This window comes from Pseudomonas sp. Leaf58 (assembly GCF_003627215.1).
GTDB lineage: Bacteria > Pseudomonadota > Gammaproteobacteria > Pseudomonadales > Pseudomonadaceae > Aquipseudomonas.
The window spans coordinates 3,137,381-3,160,185 of the sequence record NZ_CP032677.1 but is presented as its reverse complement, the minus strand read 5'-3'; the positions used below and the strand labels follow the sequence as shown (position 1 = coordinate 3,160,185).

General features: G+C 63.6%; 22 protein-coding genes. 14 read left to right on the top strand and 8 right to left on the bottom strand.

The features are described from left to right. Nucleotides 1-50: 50 nt before the first annotated feature. The 6 genes from DV532_RS14640 to DV532_RS14615 form a co-directional block, all read right to left on the bottom strand. Entirely contained in the window at nt 51-716 is a 666-nt protein-coding gene (locus DV532_RS14640) for a response regulator transcription factor (protein ID WP_056802409.1), read from the bottom strand. Nucleotides 717-772: 56 nt separating this feature from the next. Further along, the gene (locus DV532_RS14635; protein ID WP_056802407.1) at nt 773-1,333 is read right to left on the bottom strand and encodes a PQQ-dependent catabolism-associated CXXCW motif protein; all 561 of its coding nucleotides are present in this window, start codon (nt 1,331-1,333) and stop codon (nt 773-775) included. 142 nt (nt 1,334-1,475) lie between these two features. Then, a complete protein-coding gene (locus DV532_RS14630; protein WP_056802404.1) occupies nt 1,476-2,267 on the bottom strand; it encodes an ABC transporter permease in 792 nt (263 codons plus the stop codon). Next, nucleotides 2,267-3,004 (bottom strand): ABC transporter ATP-binding protein, encoded by a 738-nt coding sequence (locus tag DV532_RS14625; protein WP_056802401.1) that lies wholly within the window; start codon nt 3,002-3,004, stop codon nt 2,267-2,269. Before DV532_RS14625 ends, DV532_RS14630 begins: the two co-directional genes overlap by 1 nt. Then, entirely contained in the window at nt 3,001-3,990 is a 990-nt protein-coding gene (locus tag DV532_RS14620) for a YVTN family beta-propeller repeat protein (RefSeq protein WP_056802398.1), read from the bottom strand. Before DV532_RS14620 ends, DV532_RS14625 begins: the two co-directional genes overlap by 4 nt. A 32-nt stretch (nt 3,991-4,022) precedes the next feature. Further along, nucleotides 4,023-5,216, bottom strand: coding sequence for an ABC transporter substrate-binding protein (locus DV532_RS14615; RefSeq protein WP_056802396.1), 1,194 nt, complete (start codon nt 5,214-5,216; stop codon nt 4,023-4,025). A gap of 155 nt (nt 5,217-5,371) precedes the next feature. Here DV532_RS14615 and DV532_RS14610 point away from each other — a divergent pair, with 155 nt between their 5' ends. Together DV532_RS14610 and DV532_RS14605 are read left to right on the top strand one after the other, a co-directional pair. Beyond that, the gene (locus DV532_RS14610; RefSeq protein WP_056802394.1) at nt 5,372-6,649 is read left to right on the top strand and encodes a histidine kinase; all 1,278 of its coding nucleotides are present in this window, start codon (nt 5,372-5,374) and stop codon (nt 6,647-6,649) included. Further along, nucleotides 6,646-7,284: a response regulator transcription factor gene (locus tag DV532_RS14605; protein ID WP_056802392.1), complete on the top strand. Its 639-nt coding sequence runs from the start codon at nt 6,646-6,648 to the stop codon at nt 7,282-7,284. The genes DV532_RS14610 and DV532_RS14605 overlap by 4 nt, the downstream gene beginning before the upstream one ends. Before the next feature lie 357 nt (nt 7,285-7,641). On the opposite strand, the gene DV532_RS14600 is transcribed toward DV532_RS14605, so the two are convergent. Together DV532_RS14600 and exaA are read right to left on the bottom strand one after the other, a co-directional pair. Then, nucleotides 7,642-8,301 carry a pentapeptide repeat-containing protein gene (locus DV532_RS14600; RefSeq protein ID WP_056802390.1) on the bottom strand — a complete coding sequence of 220 codons (660 nt, stop codon included), beginning with the start codon at nt 8,299-8,301 and terminating at the stop codon, nt 7,642-7,644. A gap of 63 nt (nt 8,302-8,364) precedes the next feature. Then, nucleotides 8,365-10,260, bottom strand: a complete 1,896-nt coding sequence (gene exaA / locus DV532_RS14595) for a quinoprotein ethanol dehydrogenase (RefSeq protein WP_056802388.1) — start codon at nt 10,258-10,260, stop codon at nt 8,365-8,367. Nucleotides 10,261-10,514: 254 nt separating this feature from the next. On the opposite strand from exaA, the gene pedF reads away from it, so the two are divergent. The 12 genes from pedF (at nt 10,515) to DV532_RS14535 (ending at nt 22,802) form a co-directional block, all read left to right on the top strand. After that, entirely contained in the window at nt 10,515-10,988 is a 474-nt protein-coding gene (gene pedF / locus DV532_RS14590) for a cytochrome c-550 PedF (protein WP_056802385.1), read from the top strand. Nucleotides 10,989-10,993: 5 nt separating this feature from the next. Further along, the gene (locus DV532_RS14585) at nt 10,994-11,869 is read left to right on the top strand and encodes an ABC transporter substrate-binding protein (RefSeq protein WP_056802383.1); all 876 of its coding nucleotides are present in this window, start codon (nt 10,994-10,996) and stop codon (nt 11,867-11,869) included. A gap of 178 nt (nt 11,870-12,047) precedes the next feature. Further along, on the top strand, nt 12,048-12,809 hold the full coding sequence (locus DV532_RS14580; protein WP_056802381.1) for a quinoprotein dehydrogenase-associated SoxYZ-like carrier: 762 nt from the start codon (nt 12,048-12,050) through the stop codon (nt 12,807-12,809). Between the two features lie 41 nt (nt 12,810-12,850). Next, nucleotides 12,851-13,810, top strand: a complete 960-nt coding sequence (locus tag DV532_RS14575; protein WP_056802379.1) for a quinoprotein relay system zinc metallohydrolase 1 — start codon at nt 12,851-12,853, stop codon at nt 13,808-13,810. 119 nt (nt 13,811-13,929) lie between these two features. Further along, nucleotides 13,930-15,744: a PQQ-dependent alcohol dehydrogenase PedH gene (gene pedH / locus DV532_RS14570; protein ID WP_056802377.1), complete on the top strand. Its 1,815-nt coding sequence runs from the start codon at nt 13,930-13,932 to the stop codon at nt 15,742-15,744. Nucleotides 15,745-15,879: 135 nt separating this feature from the next. Further along, nucleotides 15,880-17,400 (top strand): aldehyde dehydrogenase family protein, encoded by a 1,521-nt coding sequence (locus tag DV532_RS14565; protein WP_056802374.1) that lies wholly within the window; start codon nt 15,880-15,882, stop codon nt 17,398-17,400. A gap of 272 nt (nt 17,401-17,672) precedes the next feature. Beyond that, nucleotides 17,673-17,744: a pyrroloquinoline quinone precursor peptide PqqA gene (gene pqqA / locus DV532_RS14560; RefSeq protein ID WP_003253598.1), complete on the top strand. Its 72-nt coding sequence runs from the start codon at nt 17,673-17,675 to the stop codon at nt 17,742-17,744. Nucleotides 17,745-17,808: 64 nt separating this feature from the next. Then, the gene (gene pqqD / locus DV532_RS14555) at nt 17,809-18,081 is read left to right on the top strand and encodes a pyrroloquinoline quinone biosynthesis peptide chaperone PqqD (RefSeq protein ID WP_056802372.1); all 273 of its coding nucleotides are present in this window, start codon (nt 17,809-17,811) and stop codon (nt 18,079-18,081) included. A gap of 89 nt (nt 18,082-18,170) precedes the next feature. Then, on the top strand, nt 18,171-19,334 hold the full coding sequence (gene ercA / locus DV532_RS14550) for an alcohol dehydrogenase-like regulatory protein ErcA (RefSeq protein ID WP_056802369.1): 1,164 nt from the start codon (nt 18,171-18,173) through the stop codon (nt 19,332-19,334). After that, the gene (locus DV532_RS14545; RefSeq protein ID WP_056802367.1) at nt 19,318-20,982 is read left to right on the top strand and encodes a NahK/ErcS family hybrid sensor histidine kinase/response regulator; all 1,665 of its coding nucleotides are present in this window, start codon (nt 19,318-19,320) and stop codon (nt 20,980-20,982) included. The genes ercA and DV532_RS14545 overlap by 17 nt, the downstream gene beginning before the upstream one ends. Before the next feature lie 247 nt (nt 20,983-21,229). Continuing rightward, nucleotides 21,230-21,547, top strand: a complete 318-nt coding sequence (locus DV532_RS14540; protein ID WP_056802353.1) for a helix-turn-helix domain-containing protein — start codon at nt 21,230-21,232, stop codon at nt 21,545-21,547. Next, on the top strand, nt 21,540-22,802 hold the full coding sequence (locus DV532_RS14535; RefSeq protein ID WP_056802350.1) for a type II toxin-antitoxin system HipA family toxin: 1,263 nt from the start codon (nt 21,540-21,542) through the stop codon (nt 22,800-22,802). The genes DV532_RS14540 and DV532_RS14535 overlap by 8 nt, the downstream gene beginning before the upstream one ends. Nucleotides 22,803-22,805 lie beyond the last annotated feature (3 nt).

The following is a 22,805-nucleotide window of genomic DNA, read 5'->3' as shown; positions in this document are numbered from 1 at the left end:
TGCACGGCAGCCCCATTACCGCTAACTGTCAGGTATTGCAGCTAGCGAGTTCAGCGGCGCAGGTAATCAGTAAAATCGATATCGCCAGCACTGAGGATCGCCTGCACCCGGTTGTGTACGTTGAGTTTGCGCAGGATCGCCGAAACGTGGGCCTTGACCGTGGTCTCAGCGATATCCAGGGTGTAGGCGATCTGCTTGTTCGACTCCCCCTTGGTCATGCGCTCGAGCACCAGCAACTGTTTGCGGGTCAGGGCTTGGAGCATTTCGGGCGGGAAACTCGGGGCATCGTTGTGGCGCCGGCTGGTGCTGCTTTTCTGGGCGCGGATGATGTCGGGCGGCAGGTAGACATTACCGTTGAGGATCTGCTCGATGGCTTCGATCATCTGTGAGCGCGGCGAAGACTTGGTGATGAACCCCACCGCACCGTAGGTGATGGCCTGCAGCACGATCTGCTTTTCCTGCTCGGCCGAGACAATCACCACTGGCGTGGTCGGCGCCTCGTTGCGCAGGGTGATCAGGCCATTGAGGCCATGCATGCCGGGCATGTTCAGGTCGAGCAGGATCAGGTCGAGGTCATCGTGCACTTGGGTCAGCGCCAGGGCACTGTCCAGGTCGGCAGTTTCCATGACTTCGCTGCCCTGGAAACCATCGCTGATGACATTGTGGATGGCTTCGCGAAACAGGGGGTGATCGTCGGCAATCAAAATTTTGTACATGGCCTTTTCACCTCGTTTTTATTGGATGGAGCGGGGCACGCATGCGCAGGCAGTCATCAGGGGAAGGGCTCCGGTTGCGCCGGTTGCAGCGGCAGCTTGGCTTGTTGCCAGGCGTCCAGGCCGTCGCGGTACCAATACAGGTTCTTATAGCCCAGGGCTGTCGCGCGTTTTACCGCGTTCCAGCTTAACCAGCAATCCGAGCGGCAGTAAAACACCAGCGGTTGCTCGGTGCGCCCGGCGGTGGCTTGTTGCAGGTTGCGGGCGAAATAGCCCTGCCAGGCTGGGGCCAGTTCGCCGTCGCCGGTATTGGCCAGCCAGCGGCTGCCGGGGATGTTGCTGTGGGGTTCATCTTCGATGAAACGGCCTTGCAGCCATTGGCGGCGATAGACATCGATCAGCACTGGCCGGGGTTGCTGGGTGAGCAGCGTTTGCAGGGTGGCGGTGTCGATGACCTGGCCGCCCTCGACCTGCTGCGGCGTTGGGCTGCGATAGAGGCTGGTGCGATAGCCTGCGGCGGAAAACAACGGCGCGGTGTCGGCCTGGGCGATGCCCAGCGACAGACTCAGCGAAAGCGCCGCCAGCAAAGGGCGTGGCAGCCGGGGCAGGGCACGTGGCATGGGGTTGTTCCTTGTTGTTATAGGCCCATTACATGCCAGTGCCGGTGCTTTGTGAATGCGACGATAGACAGTAAATGCAGTACTAAAGTAGTAGGTCGCCAGGCGCATAGGGCGATGCGCGCGCAACACTTGAAGAGGCCAATCAGCGTGGCTTGCGCAGCGCTGCGTGCTGCGGGTTGAAGGTAACGATCGCGAGCAGCGTGAACAGCCCAGTCAGGCCCAGGCACACCGCCAGCGCCAGCAGGTTCAGCCGTTCGTACAAAGCAAAGCGCACCAGTTCCACCGCGTGGGTGAACGGGTTCACGGCACACAACCAATACAGCCACTGGCTGGCCTCGCGCATCTTCCACAGCGGGTACAGCGCCGAAGACAGGAAGAACAGCGGGAAAATCACGAAATTCATCACCCCGGCAAAGTTCTCCAGCTGGCGGATCGCGTTCGACAACAACAACCCCAGGGCGCTGAGCATCAGCGCCACCAGCAACAATGCCGGCAGCGCCAGCAACAAGCCCGCGGCCGGTGGTTGCACGCCGTACAACCAGGCAATGGCGAGAAACGCGTACACCTGCAGCAGGGAAATCAACGAGGTTGCCAGCAGCTTGCTGCCCAGCAGGAACGGCCGCGGCAATGGGCTGGTCAGCAGCACGCGCATGCTGCCCATTTCGCGGTCGTAGACCATCGACAGCGAGCCCTGCATGCCGTTGAACAGCAGGATCATGCAGGCCAGGCCGGGGATGATGTACACCTCATACGGGATGTAGGTGTCGTAGGGCGCGATGATCGCAATGCCCAGCGCCGCGCGAAAGCCGGCGGCGAACACCAGCAGCCACAACAGCGGGCGTACCAGGGCGCTGAGAAAGCGCGTGCGCTGCAACACGAACCGCAGGCACTCGCGCAGCAAAATACCGTTGAAGCATTGCCAGTAAGCGTTCATTAGGCGTTGGCTCCTGAGGGCACGCTGGTCAGGCGGGTAAAGGCATGGTCGAGGTCGCCGCCGTGCTGCAGGCTCAGGGCATCGGCTGTGCCGCTGGCCACCAGGCGGCCTTGGTGCAGGATCAGCAGGTCATCGCTGGGCTGCACTTCGTCCAGCAGGTGGGTGGTCCACAACACGCTCAGGCGCTGCTCGCGGCACAGCAGCCGCAGGTGCTGGTTAAGCGCCAGGCGGCTGGCCGGGTCGAGGCCGACGCTGGCTTCGTCAAGCAACAGCACGCGCGGTTCATGCAGCAGTGCGCGGGCAATTTCCACACGGCGCCGATGGCCGATGTTCAATGCCCGCACCGGCTCGCGTCGCCGTTCATCGAGGCCCTGACGGGCCAGTTCGGCATCGACCCGGGCATTGCCCTGGCGCCGTGACAGGCCATGCAGCGAGGCGTGGTAGCGCAGGTTCTGCTCAACGCTCAGGTCCAGGTCCAGGGTGCTTTGCTGAAACACCACGCCCAGCTGGCGCAAGGCCGGGCGTGGGGCATTGCGCAGGGAGTAGCCGCACACGCGGATGTCGCCCTGTTGCAAGTCATAAAGCCGCGTGAGCAGGGCGATCAAGGTCGACTTGCCAGCGCCGTTGGGCCCCAGCAAGGCGGCGAAGCGCCCGGGCGCCAGGCTGAAACTTACCTGTTTGAGCGCCTCACGCTGGCCGTAGGCAAAGCTCACGTCACTGACTTCGAGGGCGTTCATGGCGTCACCACCACGCCCCAGGGGTAACGGCCCACTTTCACCGACTTGAGCACTTTGCGGTTGTTCACATCGATCACCGAAACGTCGCCGCTGACCCCGTTGGTGGCCAGCAACTGGCTTTGGTCGGGGGTGAACGCCAGCTGCCACACCCGTCGCCCCACCAGCAGGTAGTCGAGCACCTCATAGGTCTTGGCATCGACTACCGCCACATGGTTGGCCGGGCCCAGGGCGACGAAGGCATATTTGCCATCGGCACTGAGCTTGATGCCCACCGGCTGGACTTTATCCGGGTGCACGCCCTTGATCTGGAAGTTCAGGGTTTTCAACACCTGGCGGCTGGCCACATCGAGGATGGTCACCGTGCCGCCGATTTCTGCCGAGGCCCACAGCCGCGTGCCGTCCTGGCTGAACTCGACGAAGCGCGGGCGCTGGTCCACTGGGGTGCTGTCTGCCAGGGTTTGGCTGCTGGTGTCGATCCAGTGCAGCATGTTGGTGGTTTCGCTGGTGTTGACCGCCCATTTGCCATCCGGGCTTACCGCCATGCCTTCGGGCTCGATGCCCACGTCTATCTGCCCCAGCACCTGGTCGGTCTGGGTGTCGATCACCGTCACCAGCGCGTCGTCCTCGTTGGACACGTACAGCCAGCGGTCATTGGGGTGCAAGGCGAACTGCTCGGGGTCCTTGCCGGAAGGCAGCTCCTTGATGATCTTGCGGGTGGCCACGTCCATTACCTGGACCCGGTCCGAATCGCTGGCGCAGATGTACAGCAGCTTGTTGTCGTGGGACAGCAGCAGGCCACGCGGGCGCTGGCCTACCGGCAGGGTCTCGGTGACTTCCAGGGTTTGCAGGTCGATCAGGCTGAGGCTGTTGTCCTTCTCGTTGGAGACCCAGGCGGTGGCCGCCAGGGCGTGGCTGCTGGCAAGCGCCAGGGCACCCGACAGCAGGCTGGGGTAAAACAGGGCCCGGTGGAATGGGGGGCGGCGCATGGCGAAATCCTTTTTTTGTTGTGGTTATCGGGTCAGGGGTAGCTGCAGGTCACTTCGGGCTTGTCGTAGCCCAGGCTGTCCATTTCGTTGAACGGGTGCAGGAAACCTTCCTGCGGCGAGGTGCTGACCAGGGCCCGTGGCTGCACCAGCGGGATCGGTTGGCGCAGTTCGCCGTTCCATGGGCGGTAGCTGAGCTTGCGGCCTTTGAAACCGTCCAGCGGCAATTGCTCGCTGAGCAGCAGCTGCTGCAGGGCGTGGGGCTCGGCCTGGCGCAGTTTGCTCACCGCGCTGGCGACGCTGCGCACGGCCATCCAGGCGGCGAAGTCGCGGTCGTTCATCCAGCGCCCGGCCTGGGCCTCGAAGCGCTTTTGCAACTGTGCTGCGCCGAAGGTTTCCACGCTCTTGTGCCAGCCGGTAGGCGTTAGGCCCTGGGTGCCGGCCACCGGGCGTGGGTACCAGGTTTGGTAGGGCAGGTACTCGCCGAAGTCGCCGCGTTCGTCGGCTACCAGCACCACGTCGTACTCGGCGGTTTGCGTGAACAGCGGCATGTCAGCCTGGGCGCTGCGGCGCTGGTCGTTGTCGAATGTCCAGGTTTTTTCCGCCACCAGTTGCAGGCCAAAGCGCTTCGCCGCACGGCGCAGGGCTGCCGCGTAGGCCCGGTCGTCCTCGGTCTGGCCAACGATCAGCAGGGCCCGTTGCCATTTGCGCAGCACCATGAACTGCACCAGGGCATCGGCCAGCATGGCGCGGCTGGGCAGGCTATGCAGCACGTTGCCTAGGCACTGGCTGCTGCGCAGGCTGTCGTCCGGGCTGCCAGCGTTGAACAGCAGGCTGTCGGGCAGGGCGGCAGACAGCGCGCGCAAGCTGGCTGCGGGGGCATTCACCACGAACAGCCGCAGGCCTTGGGCATGCTGGGCCTTGGCCGCTTGCAGCAGGGCTTCGGGGCTGTCGACGCTGGCGTCGGCCAGGTGGAACTCCTGCTTCAGGAAGCGCCCGCTGCTGTTGCTGTCGACAATGGCCAGCGCGGCGCCCTGCAGCCCGGCATCGGTGGGCTCGGGGATGATGTTGGACAAGAGCGGGCCGGGGTCGGGGCGATAGCCCAGGTAGCCGATGCGCACTTGCAAGGGTTGCGCGGCCTGGCCCTGGGCGGCGGGCGCCAGGGGCGCAGCCAGCGTCGCGGCCAAGGCCAGCAGGCAAGTCAGGGCAAGGTGGGCAGGCTGGCGCATAAAGCAACTCCACGGCAGGTGGCGCCAGCATAGGAAGCCCGCCGGGCGCGGGAAATATGCAGAAAGTAGCGCTCAGCCGGTACCAAGGTAGTAATTCGCCCCGCCGGCCTCGGTCTTACGATGGGCCGTAACGTTCCAACATGGGAAGAGTGCCCATGCGCCTCATCAATCTGTCGGCCCTGTGGCGGATCAACCTTTGCGTCACGTTTTTTTTCGCGATGGTGACGCTGGCCTGTGCCGGGGTGTTCTTGCACCAGGCGGTCGTCGATGTGGAGCGTGAAATGCAGTCCGCCGAAGCGGTCGTCGCGTACCTTGGCGACACTGCCGAGCGCGACCCGGCAAGCCTGCAACCACGGCTGACCCAAAGCCTGCGCCATGTACGGGTACATTGGCTGGCGGCGGGTGAGGCCGTGCAGATGCAGCAGCAGGCCGGCCTGGATGCCTGGCTGGGCCGCCACCTGCTCGGCGAGCGCCACGACAGCCCCCGGCTGCTGGAAATGGGTGACGGTCGCCGGGTATTGATTGCGGTGGATGCACGGGATGAAATCGACGAGGTTCGCGATTCCCTGCAGCAACTGTTCGTCCTGTGCGGCCTGGCTTTGTTGCTGAGCCTGTTGACCATCCGCTGGGCAGTACGCCGGGGCATGGGCCTGCTGGACGAGCTGTTGCAGGCCTTGCGCCAGGTCTCGGGTGGGCAACTGACCGCGCGCCTGCGCGAGGCCGGCCTGCCTGAGGCGCGGCAGTTGGCGGAGCACTTCAACCGCATGACCGGCTCACTGGAGCAGGCCCGGGCCGACAATGCCCAGCTGACCCAGGCGCTGCTGGCTGTACAGGAGCGGGAGCGTACCCAGCTGGCGCAGGCCCTGCACGACGACCTTGGGCAGTACCTGGCGGGTATTCGTGCCCAGTTGTGCCTGCTGCGCATGGTGGCCGACCAGCCCAGCGTGGTGGTGCAGACGACACGCGCCCTGGAACTCGATTGCGAACGCCTGCAGCAGGGGTTTCGTGCCCTGGTGCACGACCTGTATCCGCTGGCTTTGCAGCACATGCCGCTGGCCGAAGCCTTCAGCTTGCTGGTAAGCCAGTGGCAGGCCAGCCAGGGCATCGATTGCCGCCTGCGGGTCGGCGAGCACCTGCCGGCGTTGCCTGGGGCAAGCCGCACGCATTTGTATCGCTTGTTGCAGGAGGCGTTGACCAACGTCGCCCGGCACGCCGGTGCCAGCCAGGTGCGGGTGCGCCTGCAACGCAGCGCCAAGGGGTTGCGCCTGTTGGTGCGTGACAACGGTTGCGGCGCGCAACAGCCCCAGCGCCCTGGGGTAGGCCTGCACTCGATGGCCGAGCGCGCGCGCAGCCTGGGCGGTGAACTGCGCATCCTCAGCCGCCCGGGTGCCGGCTGGGCGCTGGCCCTGAATATTCCCATGGAGGTGAGATGAATATCGTGTTGGTCGATGACCATGCCGTGGTCCGCCAGGGCTATGCCAGCCTGCTGCGGACGGTACTGCCGACCGTACAGGTGCGCGAGGCCACCAGTGGTGAAGAGGCGCTGGCTCGGGTGCAGGAGCAGGTGCCCAACCTGGTGATCATGGACTTCGGCCTGCCCGGCATCAGCGGCCTGGAAACCACCCGCCGCCTGCGCCAGCGCCTGCCGCAGCTGCGGGTGCTGTTTTTTAGCATGCACGACGAGCTGCCGCTGGTGCGCCAGGCGCTGGACGCGGGGGCCTTGGGTTACCTGACCAAGAACTCGGCGCCTGAAGTGTTGATCGAGGCGGTGCAGCGGGTGTTGGCCGGGCATGCCTATATTGAACAGCCTTTGGCGACCCAGCTGGCCTGCACCGCACCGCGGCATGACAGCGACCCGCGCCTGCAGCGCATGACCCAGCGCGAGCTGGAGATTTTCGTGATGCTGGCCAAGGGCACACCGGTGCGGGTGATTGCCGAGCAGTTGTGCATCAGCGCCAAGACCGTGTCTAACCACCTGACTTTGCTCAAGAGCAAGTTGGGGGTTAGCTCGCATGCTGAGCTGGTGCACTTGGGGATTGATTTGGGGGTGGTGCGGGTGGCGGGGTGAGGGTGAGGGTGAGGGTGAGGGGATTGGGTTGGGGCTGACAGGTGCCTGGCATGGCATTTTTGGTGCCTGGGAGATCGAGCGCCGCCCGCGCGGCGCTTCGCGGGGCAAGCCCGCTCCCACATTTTTTTCGGGCCAATTATTCCTGCACCAGAGGCGCGCGCACCCTTGGCGTATGGCTGGAGATGGATTAACAGCAGATGCTTAACCTTCGATATTCAATGGAACAAACAAGGCCGTCGCGCGCCACTCTCACAGGAATAATTGGCCCGAAAATGTGGGAGCGGGCTTGCCCCGCGAAGCGCCGCGCGGGCGGCGCTCAATCTCACAGGCGCAGATAATGCCAAGGCGAACACCCACTCAATCCCCCCAACTCGCAGGGCACCCGCTACACCCCTCCATATTGGCATCCTGAAAATTCCCATAATGCTGGCGCGCCCCGCGCAAATCGGCGCGCGCCAGGTTGCTCTGGCCAAACTTGGCTTCCTGCAGGTTGGCATCCGCAAGATTAGCCCCTTGCAGATCAGCCTTGCTCAGCCAAGCCATTTCCAGGTCCGCCGCTTGCAGGTTGGCCTGCTGCAGCTTCGCCCCCGACAACCTGGCGAACTGCAGGTAGGCCGCGCTGAGGTCGGCCTTTGCAAATTGCGCCCCTTGGGCAAACAGCCCCCAGCCCTGAATCGCCACGAGTTTGCTGTTACTCAGGTCGGCCAGGCGCAGGTTGCTCTGTTGCAAGCTGGCACGGGTCAAGTTGGCGCCCTGCAGGCGGGCCTTCTCAAGGTTGGCCAGGTCCAGCCGGGCATGGCGCAGGTCGGCATCGCGCAAGTCGGCGCCAGCCAGGTTCATCTTGCGCAGGTCCTGGTTGGCCAGGTTGGCGCCACGCAAATTCGCCCCCGGGCACTGGCTGGCTTCGGCGATCAGGCAGCGGTTGATGGTCAACGGGGCATCGTTGCCAGTGTCGTCGGCATTCACAGCCATGGCCGGGGAAAGCACCAGCAGCAAGGCAAATGGCAGGTAGTTCATGGCGAAAGGCTCTCGGCAGGACAAGGGCTAGTGCGGGAGGGGCGCAGCCCCCCCCGGTGGCGATCAACGTTGCGCGGTGTGCTTGTCCCAACTCGGGATCTTGAACACCCAGAACGAGCCGCCCTGGGCCACCGGCTTGGTCAGCTCGGCCATATCACCACCCCACAGCGGCACCGCGCCGCCGTAACCCACGGTGACGCCAATGTACTGCTCGCCGTCCTGTTCCCAGGTGATCGGCGGCGAGACGATGCCGCTGCCGGTCTGGAACTTCCACAACTCCTTGCCCGTTTTCGCGTCAAATGCCTTGAAAAAGCCATCGCCAGTGCCGGTGAACACCAAGTTGCCCTTGGTCGCCAGCACGCCGGCCCACAGCGGCAGGGGCTCCTTGTGCTCCCACACCAGTTTGCCGGTGCTCGGGTCCATGGCACGCAAGGTGCCGACATGGTCGTCATACATGCGCTTGATACGGAAGCCCATGCCCAAATACGCCGACCCCTTCTTGTAGTTCACTTCCTCGGTCCAGTACTCCTCTTTCCACTGGTTGCCGGGGATGTAGAACAGCCCGGTGTCCTGGCTGTAGGCCATGGGGTTCCAGTTCTTGCCACCGAGGAACGGTGGCGAGACCTCCACCGGTTTGCCCTTGGTTTCACCGGGCAGCGGTTTGGCCGGGCGCTGGCCTGGGTTCTCCACTGGGCGCCCGGTCTTCAGGTCGATATGGCTGGCCCAGGTAATGTTGTCGACGAAGGGGAAGGCGTTCTGCAGCTTGCCGTTATTGCGGTCGACCACGTAGAAGAAACCGTTGCGGTCGGCGTGGCCGGTGGCCTTGACCAGTTTGCCGTCCTTGTCTTTGTAATCGAACAGCACCAGCTCGTTGTTGCCGGAGAAGTCCCAGGCATCGTTAGGCGTGTGCTGGTAGAACCATTTCACCTCGCCGGTGCTCGGGTCGACGCCGACCTGGCCCGAGGTATACAGGCTGTCGTAGTCATGCGGGTTGCCGTCCTTCGATGTGCGGGCCCAGGTGTTCCAAGGGCCCGGGTTGCCGGCACCGACGATGATGGTATTGCTTTCGGGGTCGAAGCTGGCGCTTTGCCAAGGGGCGCCGCCGCCATGGCTCCAGGCTTCGACCTTGCCGGTTGCGGTGCTCGGGTCGTCGGGCCAGGACGGCGCCTTGACGTCGCCGGTGGGGGTGCTGTCCTTGCCGTTCAGGCGGCCCATGTGGCCCTCGACGAAGGGCCGCATCCACACCTCTTCGCCAGTGTCTGGGTCGCGCGCGAACAGTTGGCCGACCACGCCGAATTCATCGCCGGAGCTGCCGTGGATCAGCAGCACCTTGCCGCTGGTCTTGTCCTTGATCAGCACCGGGGCGCCGGTCATGGTGTAGCCGGCGCTGTGGTCGCCGAACTTCTTGTTCCACACCACTTTGCCGGTGCGCTTGTCCAGGGCGATGACCCGCGCATCAAGGGTGCCGAAGTAGATCTTGTCGCCGTAGATCGCCGCGCCACGGTTGACCACGTCGCAGCACGGGCGAATGTTGTCGGGCAGGCGGTGGTTGTAGGTCCACAGGCGCTTGCCGGTCTTGGCGTCGAGGGCGAAGACCCGCGAGTACGAGCCGGTGACGTAGACCACGCCGTCGCTGACGATGGCCTGCGATTCCTGGCCGCGCTGCTTCTCGTCGCCGAAGGAGTACGACCAGGCCGGGGTCAGCTTGAACACGTTCTGGTCATTGACCTGGGCCAGCGGGCTCCAGCGCTGGGCGTTGGTGCCCATGCCGTACTGCAGCACGTCCTGGGGGGTGAGGTGGTCGTTGGCGATGTCTTCCCATGTGACGTTCTTGCTGGCAGCTGCCGCAGGGGTGGTGGCCGCTGTTGCCACGTTGCCCAGGGCCAGGCCACCGGCCAGCAGCAGCACGCGTACGCTCAGGGCCAGGGGGGAAAGGGCGGGTAGCGATCTTATTGTCATGGTTGCAGTTCCCAGTGGAGGTTTTGGCCTGCACAGGGTGGGGCGCAGCGGCGGTTGCGCGATACGGAAAAAGTCCCGCCCGTGCCGGGAAGAGTTCCCGAACGGCACCTCAATTGGCCCTTCGCCACAAGCCCTACTACCAAGGGAGTAAGGCCCGGCCACCAAAGCAGCATTCGGCCATGCGCAGGCTGTTTCTAAGATGGCTGCACGGCCTCTGTGGTTGAGGCCTTGCGTGCAATCGTGAGGGCATAACAATGACAACAAAACGCAACGTCTTGCTGGTTACCGGGCTGCTGGCTTCTGGGCTGATGAGTGCTGTGCTGAGCAGCGCGGCCTGGGCGCACGGCAATGTGGTGCCCCAGGCAGTGGAAACCCAGGGCCTGACCCCGATCAAGGACGCTGGCGTGACCCTGGACGGCGACGGCTGGGCGGCGGTCAACCCCTATCGCACCTCGCCCGAGCATGACAAGGCAGTAGAAATCGGCGCCTCGGCCTACAACCAGAACTGCGCGGCCTGCCATGGCCTGGAAGCCAAGTCCGGCGGCATTGCCCCCGACCTGCGCATGCTCGATGTCGGCGAGGCCGGGGATGAATGGTTCGTCGAGCGGGTACGCCACGGTGCGGTGCGCGACGGCCGGGTGTACATGCCGAAGATGGCTGACTACCTGAGCCAAGAAGCCTTGTGGGCGGTGCGCACCTACCTGGACAGCGTGCACGTCGAGGAGTGACGGCCATGCGCCTGTTGGCGGTGCTGTTGAGTGGCCTGCTGCTGTGTTGCGCGGCGGCCCAGGCGCAGGTGCGCAACTACGATGCGATCATCGCTGCCGGCGAGCTGAAAGTGGCGGTGTACAAGGATTTCGCACCCTACAGCTTCGAGGACCATGGCCAGCCGCGCGGTGTCGATGTCGAGCTGGCGCAAGCCCTGGCCACGGCCTTGGGGGTGCGCTTGCAGCTGATCTGGGCGCCGCCTGGGGAAAAGCTCGACGACGACTTGCGTGACTACATTTGGCGCGGCAGCCCGCTGCGCCACCAGCAGCTGGCCGACCTGATGATGCGCGTGCCGTACGACCACGCCTACGCGCAGCGGCGTAACGAGCTGGGTGAGCTGGAAAACGCCCAGGTGGTGATGTTCGGCCCCTACCAGGAGGAGCGCTGGCAGGTCGCCTATGACCGCCGGCGCATGGAATCTGTGGCCAGTGTCGCGGTGTTCCAGCAGCACCCCATCGGTGTCGAGGTGGACAGCGTGCCGTCGTTCTACCTGACCTCGGTGTTCAACGGCATGCTCAGCGCCAAAACCCATCATTACCCCAATGTGCAGCAGGCATTCGGCGCCATGCAGGCTGGGCAAGTGGACGCGGTGATGGCGATGCGCGGTGAGGTGGACTGGCAGTTGCACCAAGCCGCCGACCCGCAACTGGCACTGGCGGAAAACGCCTACCCGAACCTTGGCAAGCAGGCCTGGGAGATCGGCATGGCGGTGCACGAGAGCAACCGGCAGTTGGCCTATGCGGTGGAGGAAGCCCTCGAGGCGATGATTCGCGATGGCCGGCTGAAGGCTATGTATGCCCATTACGGCCTGCGTTACGAGGTGCCGGAGATGTACCAATAACAAATTGCCCAGGCCTGTGGGGTCGTAAGGGCAACACAACCCTCTGTGGGAGCGGGTTCACCCGCGAACACCGGCGAAGCCGGTGCCATGCCCCGCGTTGCATTCTTCGCGGGTAAACCCGCTCCTACAGGGGCCCTGCGCAGTCCGTTAGTGCTGTGTTGAACAACAGGAGTGGGTTATGAACTGGCGAGCAAGTTTCCTGCTGGCCTGCTGGCTGCCGTGGGCAGCCCAGGCCAGCGAACCCAGTGCCAAGCCAGACCCGGTGCCGTCGGTGATGTGGGACTTCTATCACAAGCAGCTGCTGGGCCAGGCGGCTTTCGTCTTCGATGACCGGGTCAAGCTGCTGGCACCCCCGTTTGCCGAGGACGCCCGCCAAATGCCATTGGAAATCGACGCCCGGGCGTTCACTGGCGAAGTGGTGCGGATTGTGGCCTGGGCCGAGCTTAACCCGCTGCCGCGCATTGTCGACTTCGCGCCCGGCGAGCGGGTGCTGCCCTGGTTGTCGATCCGCATCCGCATCGAACAGGCCACGCCGCTGCGCGCCGCGGTGCTGACACGCGACGGCCTGTGGCATGTCGGCTCAACCCTGATCGATGCCGCCGGCGGCGGTTGCACCGCACCCAGTGTGGTACGCAGCCAACCCGGCTGGGAGGAACACCTCGGCGAAGTGCTGGGCGGGCGCTACCCACGCGGCGACAGCAGCCGTTTGCGCTTGCAGGTGGCGCACCCGATGGACAACGGCCTGGTCAGCGGCATTCCCGAATTTTTCCTCAACCATGCCGAGTTGCAAGGCGCCAACGGCCAGCGCCTGGCCAGCCTTGAGCTGTATCCGGCAGTCAGCGAAAACCCCAACCTGGGCTTCGACATCCAGGGCCCCGGGCCGACCCGTTTGGTGTTGCAGGACAACAGCGGCAACCAGTTCGAGGCGGCGGTGCCTTGAGCACCTTGTCCCCTATCACTTCCTGACCCGAGGCGCCCGTCATGCGTTGGACCTTGCTGTTGCTGCTGTGCCTGGGCCTGTCGGCACAGGCAGACCTGGACTATCGGCTCAAGCCCCGGCAAATCGCCGAGGGCACCTGGCTGCTCGAGGGCAGCACTGACAATTTCGCCAAGGCCAACGGGGGCAACATCGTCAATACCGCGTTCATCGTCACTGACAGCGGCGTGGTGGTGATCGACAGCGGGCCTTCCAAACGCTACGGCGAAGCCTTGCGCCAGGCCATTGCCGCCACCACCGACAAGCCGGTGCTGGAGGTGCTGCTGACCCATCACCACCCCGACCATGTGCTGGGCAATCAGGCCTTTGCCGATGTGCCTATCGGCGCCCTGGCGGGCAGCGGCGAACTGTTGCGCCAGCAGGGCGAGGCCATGGCCGAGAACATGTACCGCCTGGTGGGCGACTGGATGCGCGGTACCGAGGTGGTGCTGCCGACCCGGGTGCTGGACCCGGGCGTCCATGAGGTTGGCGGGCATCGGCTGCGGCTGCTGGCGCTGGGTGGGCATACCGGTGCCGACCTGGCGATTCTGGATGAACGTACCGGCGTGCTATTCGCCGGCGACCTGGTGTTCTACGAGCGGGCGCTGACCACGCCCAACAGCCCGGGGCTGGAGGTTTGGCTGAAAGACCTGGACACCCTCCAAGCGTTGCCCTGGAAGCAGCTTGTGCCAGGGCATGGGCCGGTGGCCAGCGATACCCGGCCGTTCGCGCAGATGCGTGATTACCTGGGCTGGCTGGACGGCCTGATGCGCGATGGGGCGGCGCGGGGCGACGACATGGCCGAGATGATTCGCAGCCCGATCCCGGAGCGCTTTGCCGGTATCAGCCTGACCCGTTATGAGTTGATTCGCAGTGTCAGCCACTTGTATCCGCGCTACGAGCGCCAACAGCTGCGGCGCGTCGACGCCAAGCCAGCGCCCACAGGGGTCGAGCAAGTTCACTGATACCAAGGAACTAGAAAACTCCGCACTGCGGGCAATTGTTGGCAAGCAGGTCGCGACCAAGAATTCTCGGCACACCGGGAAATTTTCCCGGATACAACAAAAAACCAAAGGTAGCCGTCATGACCCGATCCCCACGCCGTCCCGTGTTCGCCGTGAGCCTGGTGCTCAGCGCCATGCTGCTTGCCGGCGCGGCCCACGCCGCTGTCAGCAATGAAGAAATCCTCCAGGACCCGAAAAACCCGCAGCAGATCGTGACCAACGGCCTGGGCGTACAGGGCCAGCGCTACAGCCCGCTGAATATGCTCAATACCGACAACGTCAAGGACCTGCGGCCGGTGTGGGCGTTTTCCTTCGGCGGTGAGAAGCAGCGCGGCCAGCAGGCCCAGCCGCTGATCAAGGACGGGGTGATGTACCTGACCGGCTCCTACTCGCGGGTGTTCGCCGTGGATGCCCGCACCGGCAAAAAACTGTGGCAATACGATGCCCGCCTGCCCGATGACATCCGCCCGTGCTGCGACGTGATCAACCGCGGCGTGGCGCTGTACGGCAACCTGGTGTTCTTCGGCACCCTGGACGCCAAGCTGGTGGCGCTGAACAAGGACACCGGTAAGGTGGTCTGGAGCAAGAAGGTGGCCGACCACAAGGAAGGCTATTCCATCAGCGCCGCGCCAATGATCGTCAACGGCAAGCTGATCACCGGCGTGGCGGGCGGCGAGTTTGGCGTGGTGGGCAAGATCCAGGCCTACAACCCGGAAAACGGCGAGCTGCTGTGGATGCGCCCCACTGTGGAAGGGCACATGGGCTACGTGTACAAGGACGGTAAGGCGATCGAAAACGGTATTTCGGGCGGCGAAGCGGGCAAAACCTGGCCCGGCGACCTGTGGAAGACCGGCGGCGCCGCACCTTGGCTGGGTGGCTACTACGACCCGGAAACCAACCTGATCCTGTTTGGCACCGGCAACCCGGCACCGTGGAACTCGCACCTGCGCCCCGGTGACAACCTGTATTCCTCGTCCCGCCTGGCCCTTAACCCGGACGATGGCACCATCAAATGGCACTTCCAGAGCACACCCCATGACGGCTGGGACTTCGACGGCGTCAACGAGCTGATCTCGTTCAACTACAAGGACGGCGGCAAAGAGGTCAAGGCTGCGGCCACCGCCGACCGCAATGGCTTCTTCTACGTGCTGGACCGCACCAACGGCAAGTTCATCCGTGGCTTCCCGTTCGTCGACAAGATCACCTGGGCCACCGGCCTGGACAAGGACGGCCGGCCGATCTACAACGAGGCCAGCCGGCCGGGGGCGCCGGGTAGCGAGGCCAAGGGCAGTTCGGTGTTCGTCGCCCCAGCCTTCCTCGGCGCCAAAAACTGGATGCCCATGGCCTACAACAAGGACACCGGGCTGTTCTACGTGCCGTCCAACGAGTGGGGCATGGACATCTGGAACGAAGGCATCGCCTACAAGAAGGGCGCGGCGTTCCTCGGTGCCGGCTTCACCATCAAGCCGCTCAACGAAGACTACATCGGCGTGCTGCGCGCCATCGACCCGGTCAGTGGCAAGGAAGTGTGGCGCCACAAGAACTACGCGCCGCTGTGGGGCGGGGTGCTGACCACCAAGGGCAACCTGGTGTTCACCGGCACGCCAGAAGGTTTCCTGCAGGCGTTCAACGCCAAGACTGGCGACAAGGTCTGGGAATTCCAGACCGGTTCCGGTGTGCTCGGTTCGCCAGTGACCTGGGAAATGGATGGCGAGCAATACGTTTCGGTGGTCTCCGGCTGGGGCGGCGCGGTGCCGCTGTGGGGCGGCGAAGTGGCCAAGCGGGTCAAGGACTTCAACCAGGGCGGCATGCTCTGGACCTTCAAACTGCCCAAGCAATTGCAGCAGGCCGCCGATGCCAAGGCGCAAACGGCGAGCGCCAAGCCGCAAAGCTGATGCACTGCCGTGAGTGACCCTACTACCAAATGACGAGAGCCCCGCTGCCAACGATGCATTCGCCTGGCACGCGGGGCTTTTTACCATCGGTCCATCGCCTGTCGTTGAGCAGGCATCGACCCACAGAGGCTCAGCATGATCTACGCACAACCCGGAACCCCAGGCGCCATCGTGTCCTTCAAGCCACGCTACGGCAATTTCATCAACGGTGAATTCGTGCCGCCGCTGGCGGGCCAGTACTTCACCAACAGCTCGCCGGTCAACGGCCAGCCGATTGCCGAATTCCCACGCTCCACGGCCCAGGACATCGAACAGGCCCTGGATGCCGCGCACGCCGCCGCCGAGGCCTGGGGCAAGACCTCGGTGCAGGACCGCGCGCGGGTGCTGCTGAAAATCGCCGACCGCATCGAGCAGCACCTGGAAGTGCTGGCCGTTACCGAAAGCTGGGACAACGGCAAGGCCGTGCGCGAAACCCTTAATGCCGACGTGCCGCTGGCGGCGGATCACTTCCGCTACTTCGCCGGTTGCATCCGTGCCCAGGAAGGCGGTGCCGCAGAGATCAACGAAGGCACCGTGGCCTACCACTTCCACGAGCCGTTGGGCGTGGTTGGGCAAATCATCCCGTGGAACTTCCCGCTGCTGATGGCTGCCTGGAAGCTTGCCCCGGCCCTGGCTGCCGGCAACTGTGTGGTGCTCAAGCCGGCGGAGCAGACGCCGTTGTCGATCACCATTTTTGCCGAGTTGGTCGCCGACCTGTTGCCTGCCGGTGTACTGAACATTGTCCAGGGCTTTGGCCGTGAAGCCGGCGAGGCCCTGGCCACCAGCAAGCGCATCGCCAAGATCGCCTTCACCGGCTCCACCCCGGTGGGCTCGCACATCATGAAATGTGCGGCTGAGAACATCATCCCGTCCACCGTGGAGCTGGGCGGCAAGTCGCCGAACATCTTCTTCGAAGACATCATGCAAGCCGAGCCTGCGTTCATCGAAAAGGCCGCCGAAGGCCTGGTGCTGGCGTTTTTCAACCAGGGTGAAGTCTGCACCTGCCCATCGCGGGCGCTGATCCAGGAGTCGATCTACGAGCCGTTCATGGCCGAGGTGATGAAGAAAATCGCCAAGATCAGCCGTGGCAACCCGCTGGACACCGAGACCATGGTCGGCGCCCAGGCATCCGAGCAGCAATACGACAAGATTCTTTCGTACCTGCAGATTGCCCAGGAGGAGGGCGCGCAACTGCTCGCCGGTGGCGGCGCCGAGCGGCTGCAGGGGGACTTGGCCAGCGGTTATTACATCCAGCCGACCCTGCTCAAGGGCAACAACCAGATGCGCGTATTCCAGGAAGAAATCTTCGGCCCAGTGGTGGGGGTGACCACCTTCAAGGACGAAGCCGAAGCCCTGGCCATTGCCAACGATACCGAATTCGGCCTTGGCGCTGGCCTGTGGACCCGCGACATCAACCGCGCCTACCGCATGGGCCGCGGGATCAAGGCCGGGCGTGTATGGACCAACTGTTATCACCTGTACCCGGCGCATGCGGCGTTCGGTGGCTACAAGAAGTCTGGCGTCGGCCGTGAGACGCACAAGATGATGCTCGACCACTACCAACAAACCAAGAACCTGTTGGTGAGCTACGACATCAACCCGCTGGGCTTCTTCTAGAACCTGCCATGGCCTCGGGGGGCTGCTGGGCAGCCCATCGCAGGTAAGCCAGCGCCTACAGGTACGGCATGGGCCTTGAGCCTTGTGCCATCCCTGTGGGCGCGGGCGTGCTCGCGAAGAGGCCGGTACTGACAGATACGAAGCTTCAGCGGTTCGCCGAATCCGCTACCAAGGCACCCCGCAAGCTCGTTCCAAAGTAGCATTCGGCCGCGCCGCCCCCCGTGCATTAATGCCTCTACCGGAATCGCCCGGCACAACAAGAGGATTGCCCCATGTGGACTAAACCCGCCTTTACCGACCTGCGCATTGGCTTCGAAGTGACAATGTACTTCGCCAATCGTTGATGGTGTTCCGGCCATCGTTGCGGTGGCCGGTTCCTCCTGTGTAGCTGGCATCTGGACGTTCCCTGTGAAGCTGATCGAACCCGAGCAGGCCTTGGCATTGGCCCGCGGCTTCCGCTTGCGCTGGGAGCCGTGCCAGGCGCGCCATGTGCTGCATTACCCCGAAGGCATCATCGAACTCAACGCCAGTGCCGGCTGGGTACTCGAGTTACTGGACGGCCAGCGCAGCGTGGCGGCGGTGATTGAGCGCCTGGCACAGCGGTTCCCCGGTGTGCCGGGGCTTGACGAGGACGTACTGGCGTTTCTTGAGGTGGCCCGCGCCAAGTACTGGGTCGAATAACCCGTGACCACGCTTTGGTCTGGTTGCTTTCGCCACGGGATGCTTTACGCTGGCGGTTACCTTCCAGAACAATAAGAACAGGCTTTCCAATGAGCCAGAGTTTCAGCCCACTTCGCAAGTTCGTATCGCCTGAAATCATCTTCGGTGCCGGCTGTCGGCATAACGTCGCCAATTACGCCAAAACCTTCGGCGCGCGCAAGGTGCTGGTGGTCAGCGACCCCGGCGTGATTGCCGCCGGGTGGGTGGCGGATGTAGAGGCCAGCCTGCAGGCCCAGGGCATCGATTACTGCCTGTACAGCGCCGTGTCGCCCAACCCACGGGTCGAAGAGGTGATGCTCGGCGCCGAGATCTACCGGCAAAACCACTGTGACGTGATTGTCGCGGTCGGCGGCGGCAGCCCGATGGATTGCGGCAAGGCCATCGGCATCGTGGTCGCGCACGGGCGCAGCATCCTCGAATTCGAAGGCGTGGACATGATCCGCGTGCCCAGCCCGCCGCTGATCCTGATCCCGACCACCGCCGGCACCTCGGCCGACGTGTCGCAGTTCGTGATCATTTCCAACCAGCAGGAGCGCATGAAGTTCTCCATCGTCAGCAAGGCGGTGGTGCCGGACGTGTCGCTGATCGACCCGCAAACCACCCTGAGCATGGACCCGTTCCTGTCGGCCTGCACCGGCATCGATGCGCTGGTGCATGCCATCGAAGCGTTCGTTTCCACCGGCCACGGCCCGCTGACCGACCCGCATGCGCTGGAGGCCATGCGCCTGATCAACGGCAACCTGGTGGAGATGATCGCCAACCCCACCGATATCGCCCTGCGCGAAAAGATCATGCTCGGCAGCATGCAGGCTGGGTTGGCGTTTTCCAACGCCATTCTGGGGGCAGTTCACGCCATGTCGCACAGCCTGGGCGGGTTCCTCGACTTACCCCATGGCCTGTGCAACGCGGTGCTGGTGGAGCATGTGGTGGCGTTCAACTACAGCTCGGCGCCGGAGCGTTTCAAGGTTATTGCCGAGGTCTTTGGCATCGACTGCCGTGGCCTCAACCACCGGCAGATCTGCGCGCGCCTGGTAGAGCACCTGATCGCGTTGAAACATGCCATTGGCTTCCAGGAAACCCTGGGCCTGCACGGGGTACGCACGTCCGACATCCCGTTCCTGTCGCAACATGCGATGGATGACCCGTGCATCCTTACCAACCCCCGTGCGTCGAGCCAGCGTGATGTCGAGGTCGTTTATGGCGAGGCCCTCTGACGAGCAGCAGCGGGCACTGGCCGGGCTGCTGGGGCTGGGCGACCACTCGGCGCGCAAAAGCCATTACCCGGAACTGTCCGCCCGCTTAGATGAACTGGAGGCTGAACGCAACCGCTACAAATGGCTGTTCGAGAATGCCGTACATGGGATTTTCCAGGCCAGCCTGCAGGACGGCATGCGCGCCGCCAACCCGGCGTTGGCGCGCATGTTGGGCTACGACGACCCGCAAGAGGTGCTGTTTTCCCTGACTGATCTGGCCACCCACCTGTTTGATGGCGGTGCCGATGAATTGCAGGCGATTACTGCGATCCTCGCCCGTGAACACAGCCTGCACGGTTATGAAACCCGCTTGCGCCGCAAGGACGGTAGCCACCTCGATGTGCTGATGAACTTGCTGCTCAAGCCTGGCCACGAAGGGCTGGTGGAAGGCTTTGTCGCCGACATCACCGAGCGCAAGCAGGCCCAGCAGCGCCTGCAGCAACTCAATGACGAACTGGAGCAACGGGTCGCTGCGCGTACCGATGAATTGTTGGAGGCCCGCGATGCCGCCGAAGCCGCCAACCGCAGCAAGGACAAATACCTCGCCGCTGCCAGCCACGATCTGCTGCAACCATTGAACGCCGCCCGCCTGCTGATTTCGACCTTGCGCGAACGGCCATTGCCAGCCGCCGAACATGTGCTGGTGGAGCGTACCCACCAGGCCCTGGAGGGGGCAGAGGACCTGCTGACCGACCTGCTGGACATTTCCCGGCTGGACCAGGCAGCGGTCAAGCCGGATGTGGCGGTGTACCGCCTCGACGAACTGTTCGCGCCGCTGGTCTCGGAATTTGGTTCGGTGGCGGATGCCGCTGGGCTGAGGTTGCATGCCCGCATAGCCGACTACGCCATCAGCACTGACCTGCGGCTGCTCACGCGGATCCTGCGCAATTTCCTCAGCAATGCCTGCCGCTACACCGACGCGGGCCGTATCCTGCTGGGCGCGCGCCGTCGCGGCGAACACCTGCGCCTGGAGGTTTGGGATACCGGGCGGGGCATTGCGCAGGATCGCTTGCAGGCCATCTTCCTTGAGTTCAACCAGCTGGACGTTGGCCGCGCGGCGGACCGCAAGGGCGTGGGCCTGGGCTTGGCCATCGTCGAGCGTATCGCCAATATTCTCGGTTACCGCATCGAAGTTCGCTCGTGGCCAGGGCGCGGCTCGATGTTCAGCATCGAAGTACCGATTGGCAAAGAGGTGCCGCAGCCCATTCAGCAAACCTTGCCGCAGCCCAGTGCCGGCAACCCGCTACCGGGCCGTCGCCTGCTGGTGCTGGACAACGAAGTGAGCATCCTCGAAAGCATGGGCGCGCTACTGGGGCAGTGGGGCTGCGAGGTGGTGACGGCGACCGACCAGGAGGGCGCCTTGATGGCCTTGCGTGGCCGGGCGCCGGAGCTGATCCTGGCGGATTTTCACCTCGACCATGGTGTAGTGGGCTGTGAGGTGGTGCGCCATTTGCGTGAGCACTTTGCCACGCCGATACCGGCGGTAATCATCACCGCCGACCGCAGTGACCAGTGTCGGCGCGCGTTGCACAAGCTCGGGGCGCCGTTGCTGAACAAACCCGTCAAGCCCGGGAAACTGCGCGCAGTGTTGAGCCAGTTGCTGGGCTAGTCGCGAAATTGCAGGCCGCTCCTACCAGGGGCCGAAGATCCAGATTGCCCGCGAGATCACGCTGCGCGGGTCGCTGAGCGACGAGATCAGCATTGCAAGCACGCAAACATAAATATCAAATATTGTGGCTTAGCTGCGAAATGCTGATTTAAGCAACAATATATTGGATTTATTAAGATTGATGGCTTGGGCGTTCAGTTTTATAATTCTGGGTACTGACAACCATGAAGCGAGCTTGGTAACCACTATGCTGGATTTGAGCTTCAGCAAGCCGAGCGAGGTCGTCAAGCGCCTTTGCGATCGGCTGCGCACTGAACGCCTGGCGTTGGAAATGACCCAGGCCGAATTGGCCGGGCGTGCTGGTATTAACGCCAACACCGTATCCAACCTCGAAGCCGGGCGTAACGTTGGCTTCGAGAATGTTGTGCGGGTGGCAATGGCGCTTGGCCGAACCCAGGAACTCGAGGGCCTGTTCTTGCCCAAGCTCGATAGCATTGAGGACATACGGCGCTACGAGAGCAGCGCCAGCCGTCTTCGGTCAAAGAGGAAAGCGGGCAATGCTTGAGCAGGTGAATGTCTTCTACGAGGGCTGGGGCGAGCGCTGGCAGTGGGGTTCATTGGTATCTACAACCGCTCTGACCGGTCGCCCGCTTATCGTGTTCGAGTACAGCGTCGAAGCAAGGCGAAGAGGGCTGGAACTCTGTTCTTACACATTACCGCTACAAGGCCCGCCATTACGCCGGGAGTTCCCTCGTCACCAGCTTCATTTGCCTGGGCCTGTCTACGATGCGTTACCGGACGGGTGGGGGATGTTGCTGATGGACCGCTTGTTCAGGCGTCGGGGCCTCACCACGGCGCGCATTGGAGCCCTTGAGCGACTGGCTTTCATTGGTGGCAACGCCATGGGGGCCATGACATTTGAACCTGTCATGCCGGAAGGGCAGCAGCCAGAAGTTCACATACCACTGGAGAAGCTCGCCGCCGAGGTCACCGAGGTGCTCCACGGTGAAGGTGGCGAGTTCTTGCAGACATTGCTGCTGGTGGGCGGCTCGCCCCAAGGTGCCAGGCCCAAGGCGCTGGTTTACCGCAATCCTGAAACTGGCGAATTTACCACCGCAGCCACCGCTGGCCTGGAAGCCTGGTTGGTCAAGTTCCCCGCCAAAGGCGAGCACCCCGAAGTGTGCGCCATCGAAAGGGTCTACGCCGAGTGCCTGCGTCATTGCACCATCGAGACACCTGAAGCGCAGTACTTCAACCTGCCCAATGGGATGGCGGCGTTTGTCAGCAAACGCTTCGACCGGCAGCAGGGCATGCGTGTACCCATGCAGAGCCTTGCGGCTTTTACGGGGGCTGATTTCCAGTCCCCGGGTGTGCTGGACTACGTCAACTTCGTGCGCGCAACGCAGATGTGTACCAACGACGTGCGTGAGATGGCGCTGGCCTTCGAGCGAGCAGTCTTCAATATTGCATTTAACAACAGGGATGATCACCCCAAGAACTTTGCCTACCTGATGTCGCAAGAGGGTCATTGGCGATTAGCTCCAGCCTACGACGTGACCTTCTGCGAGGGCCCAGGTGGATACCACCAGATGGATGTGATGGGCGAGGCATTGGCAATTTCCCGCGCGCAAGTGCTAAGGCTTGCTGAAGAGGCCGAGGTGCCGTTGGGTGCTGCCTGCAAAATGATTGACCGTATCTGCGATGTGGCCAGTCAGTTTGCCGGCATTGCCGAGCAACTTTGCCCGGGCGCTATCACCCGGGATACGCTGCGTTCAGTTCAAGGGCGGATTGATCAGAACGTTGCCTTGATGCGCCAGTGACTG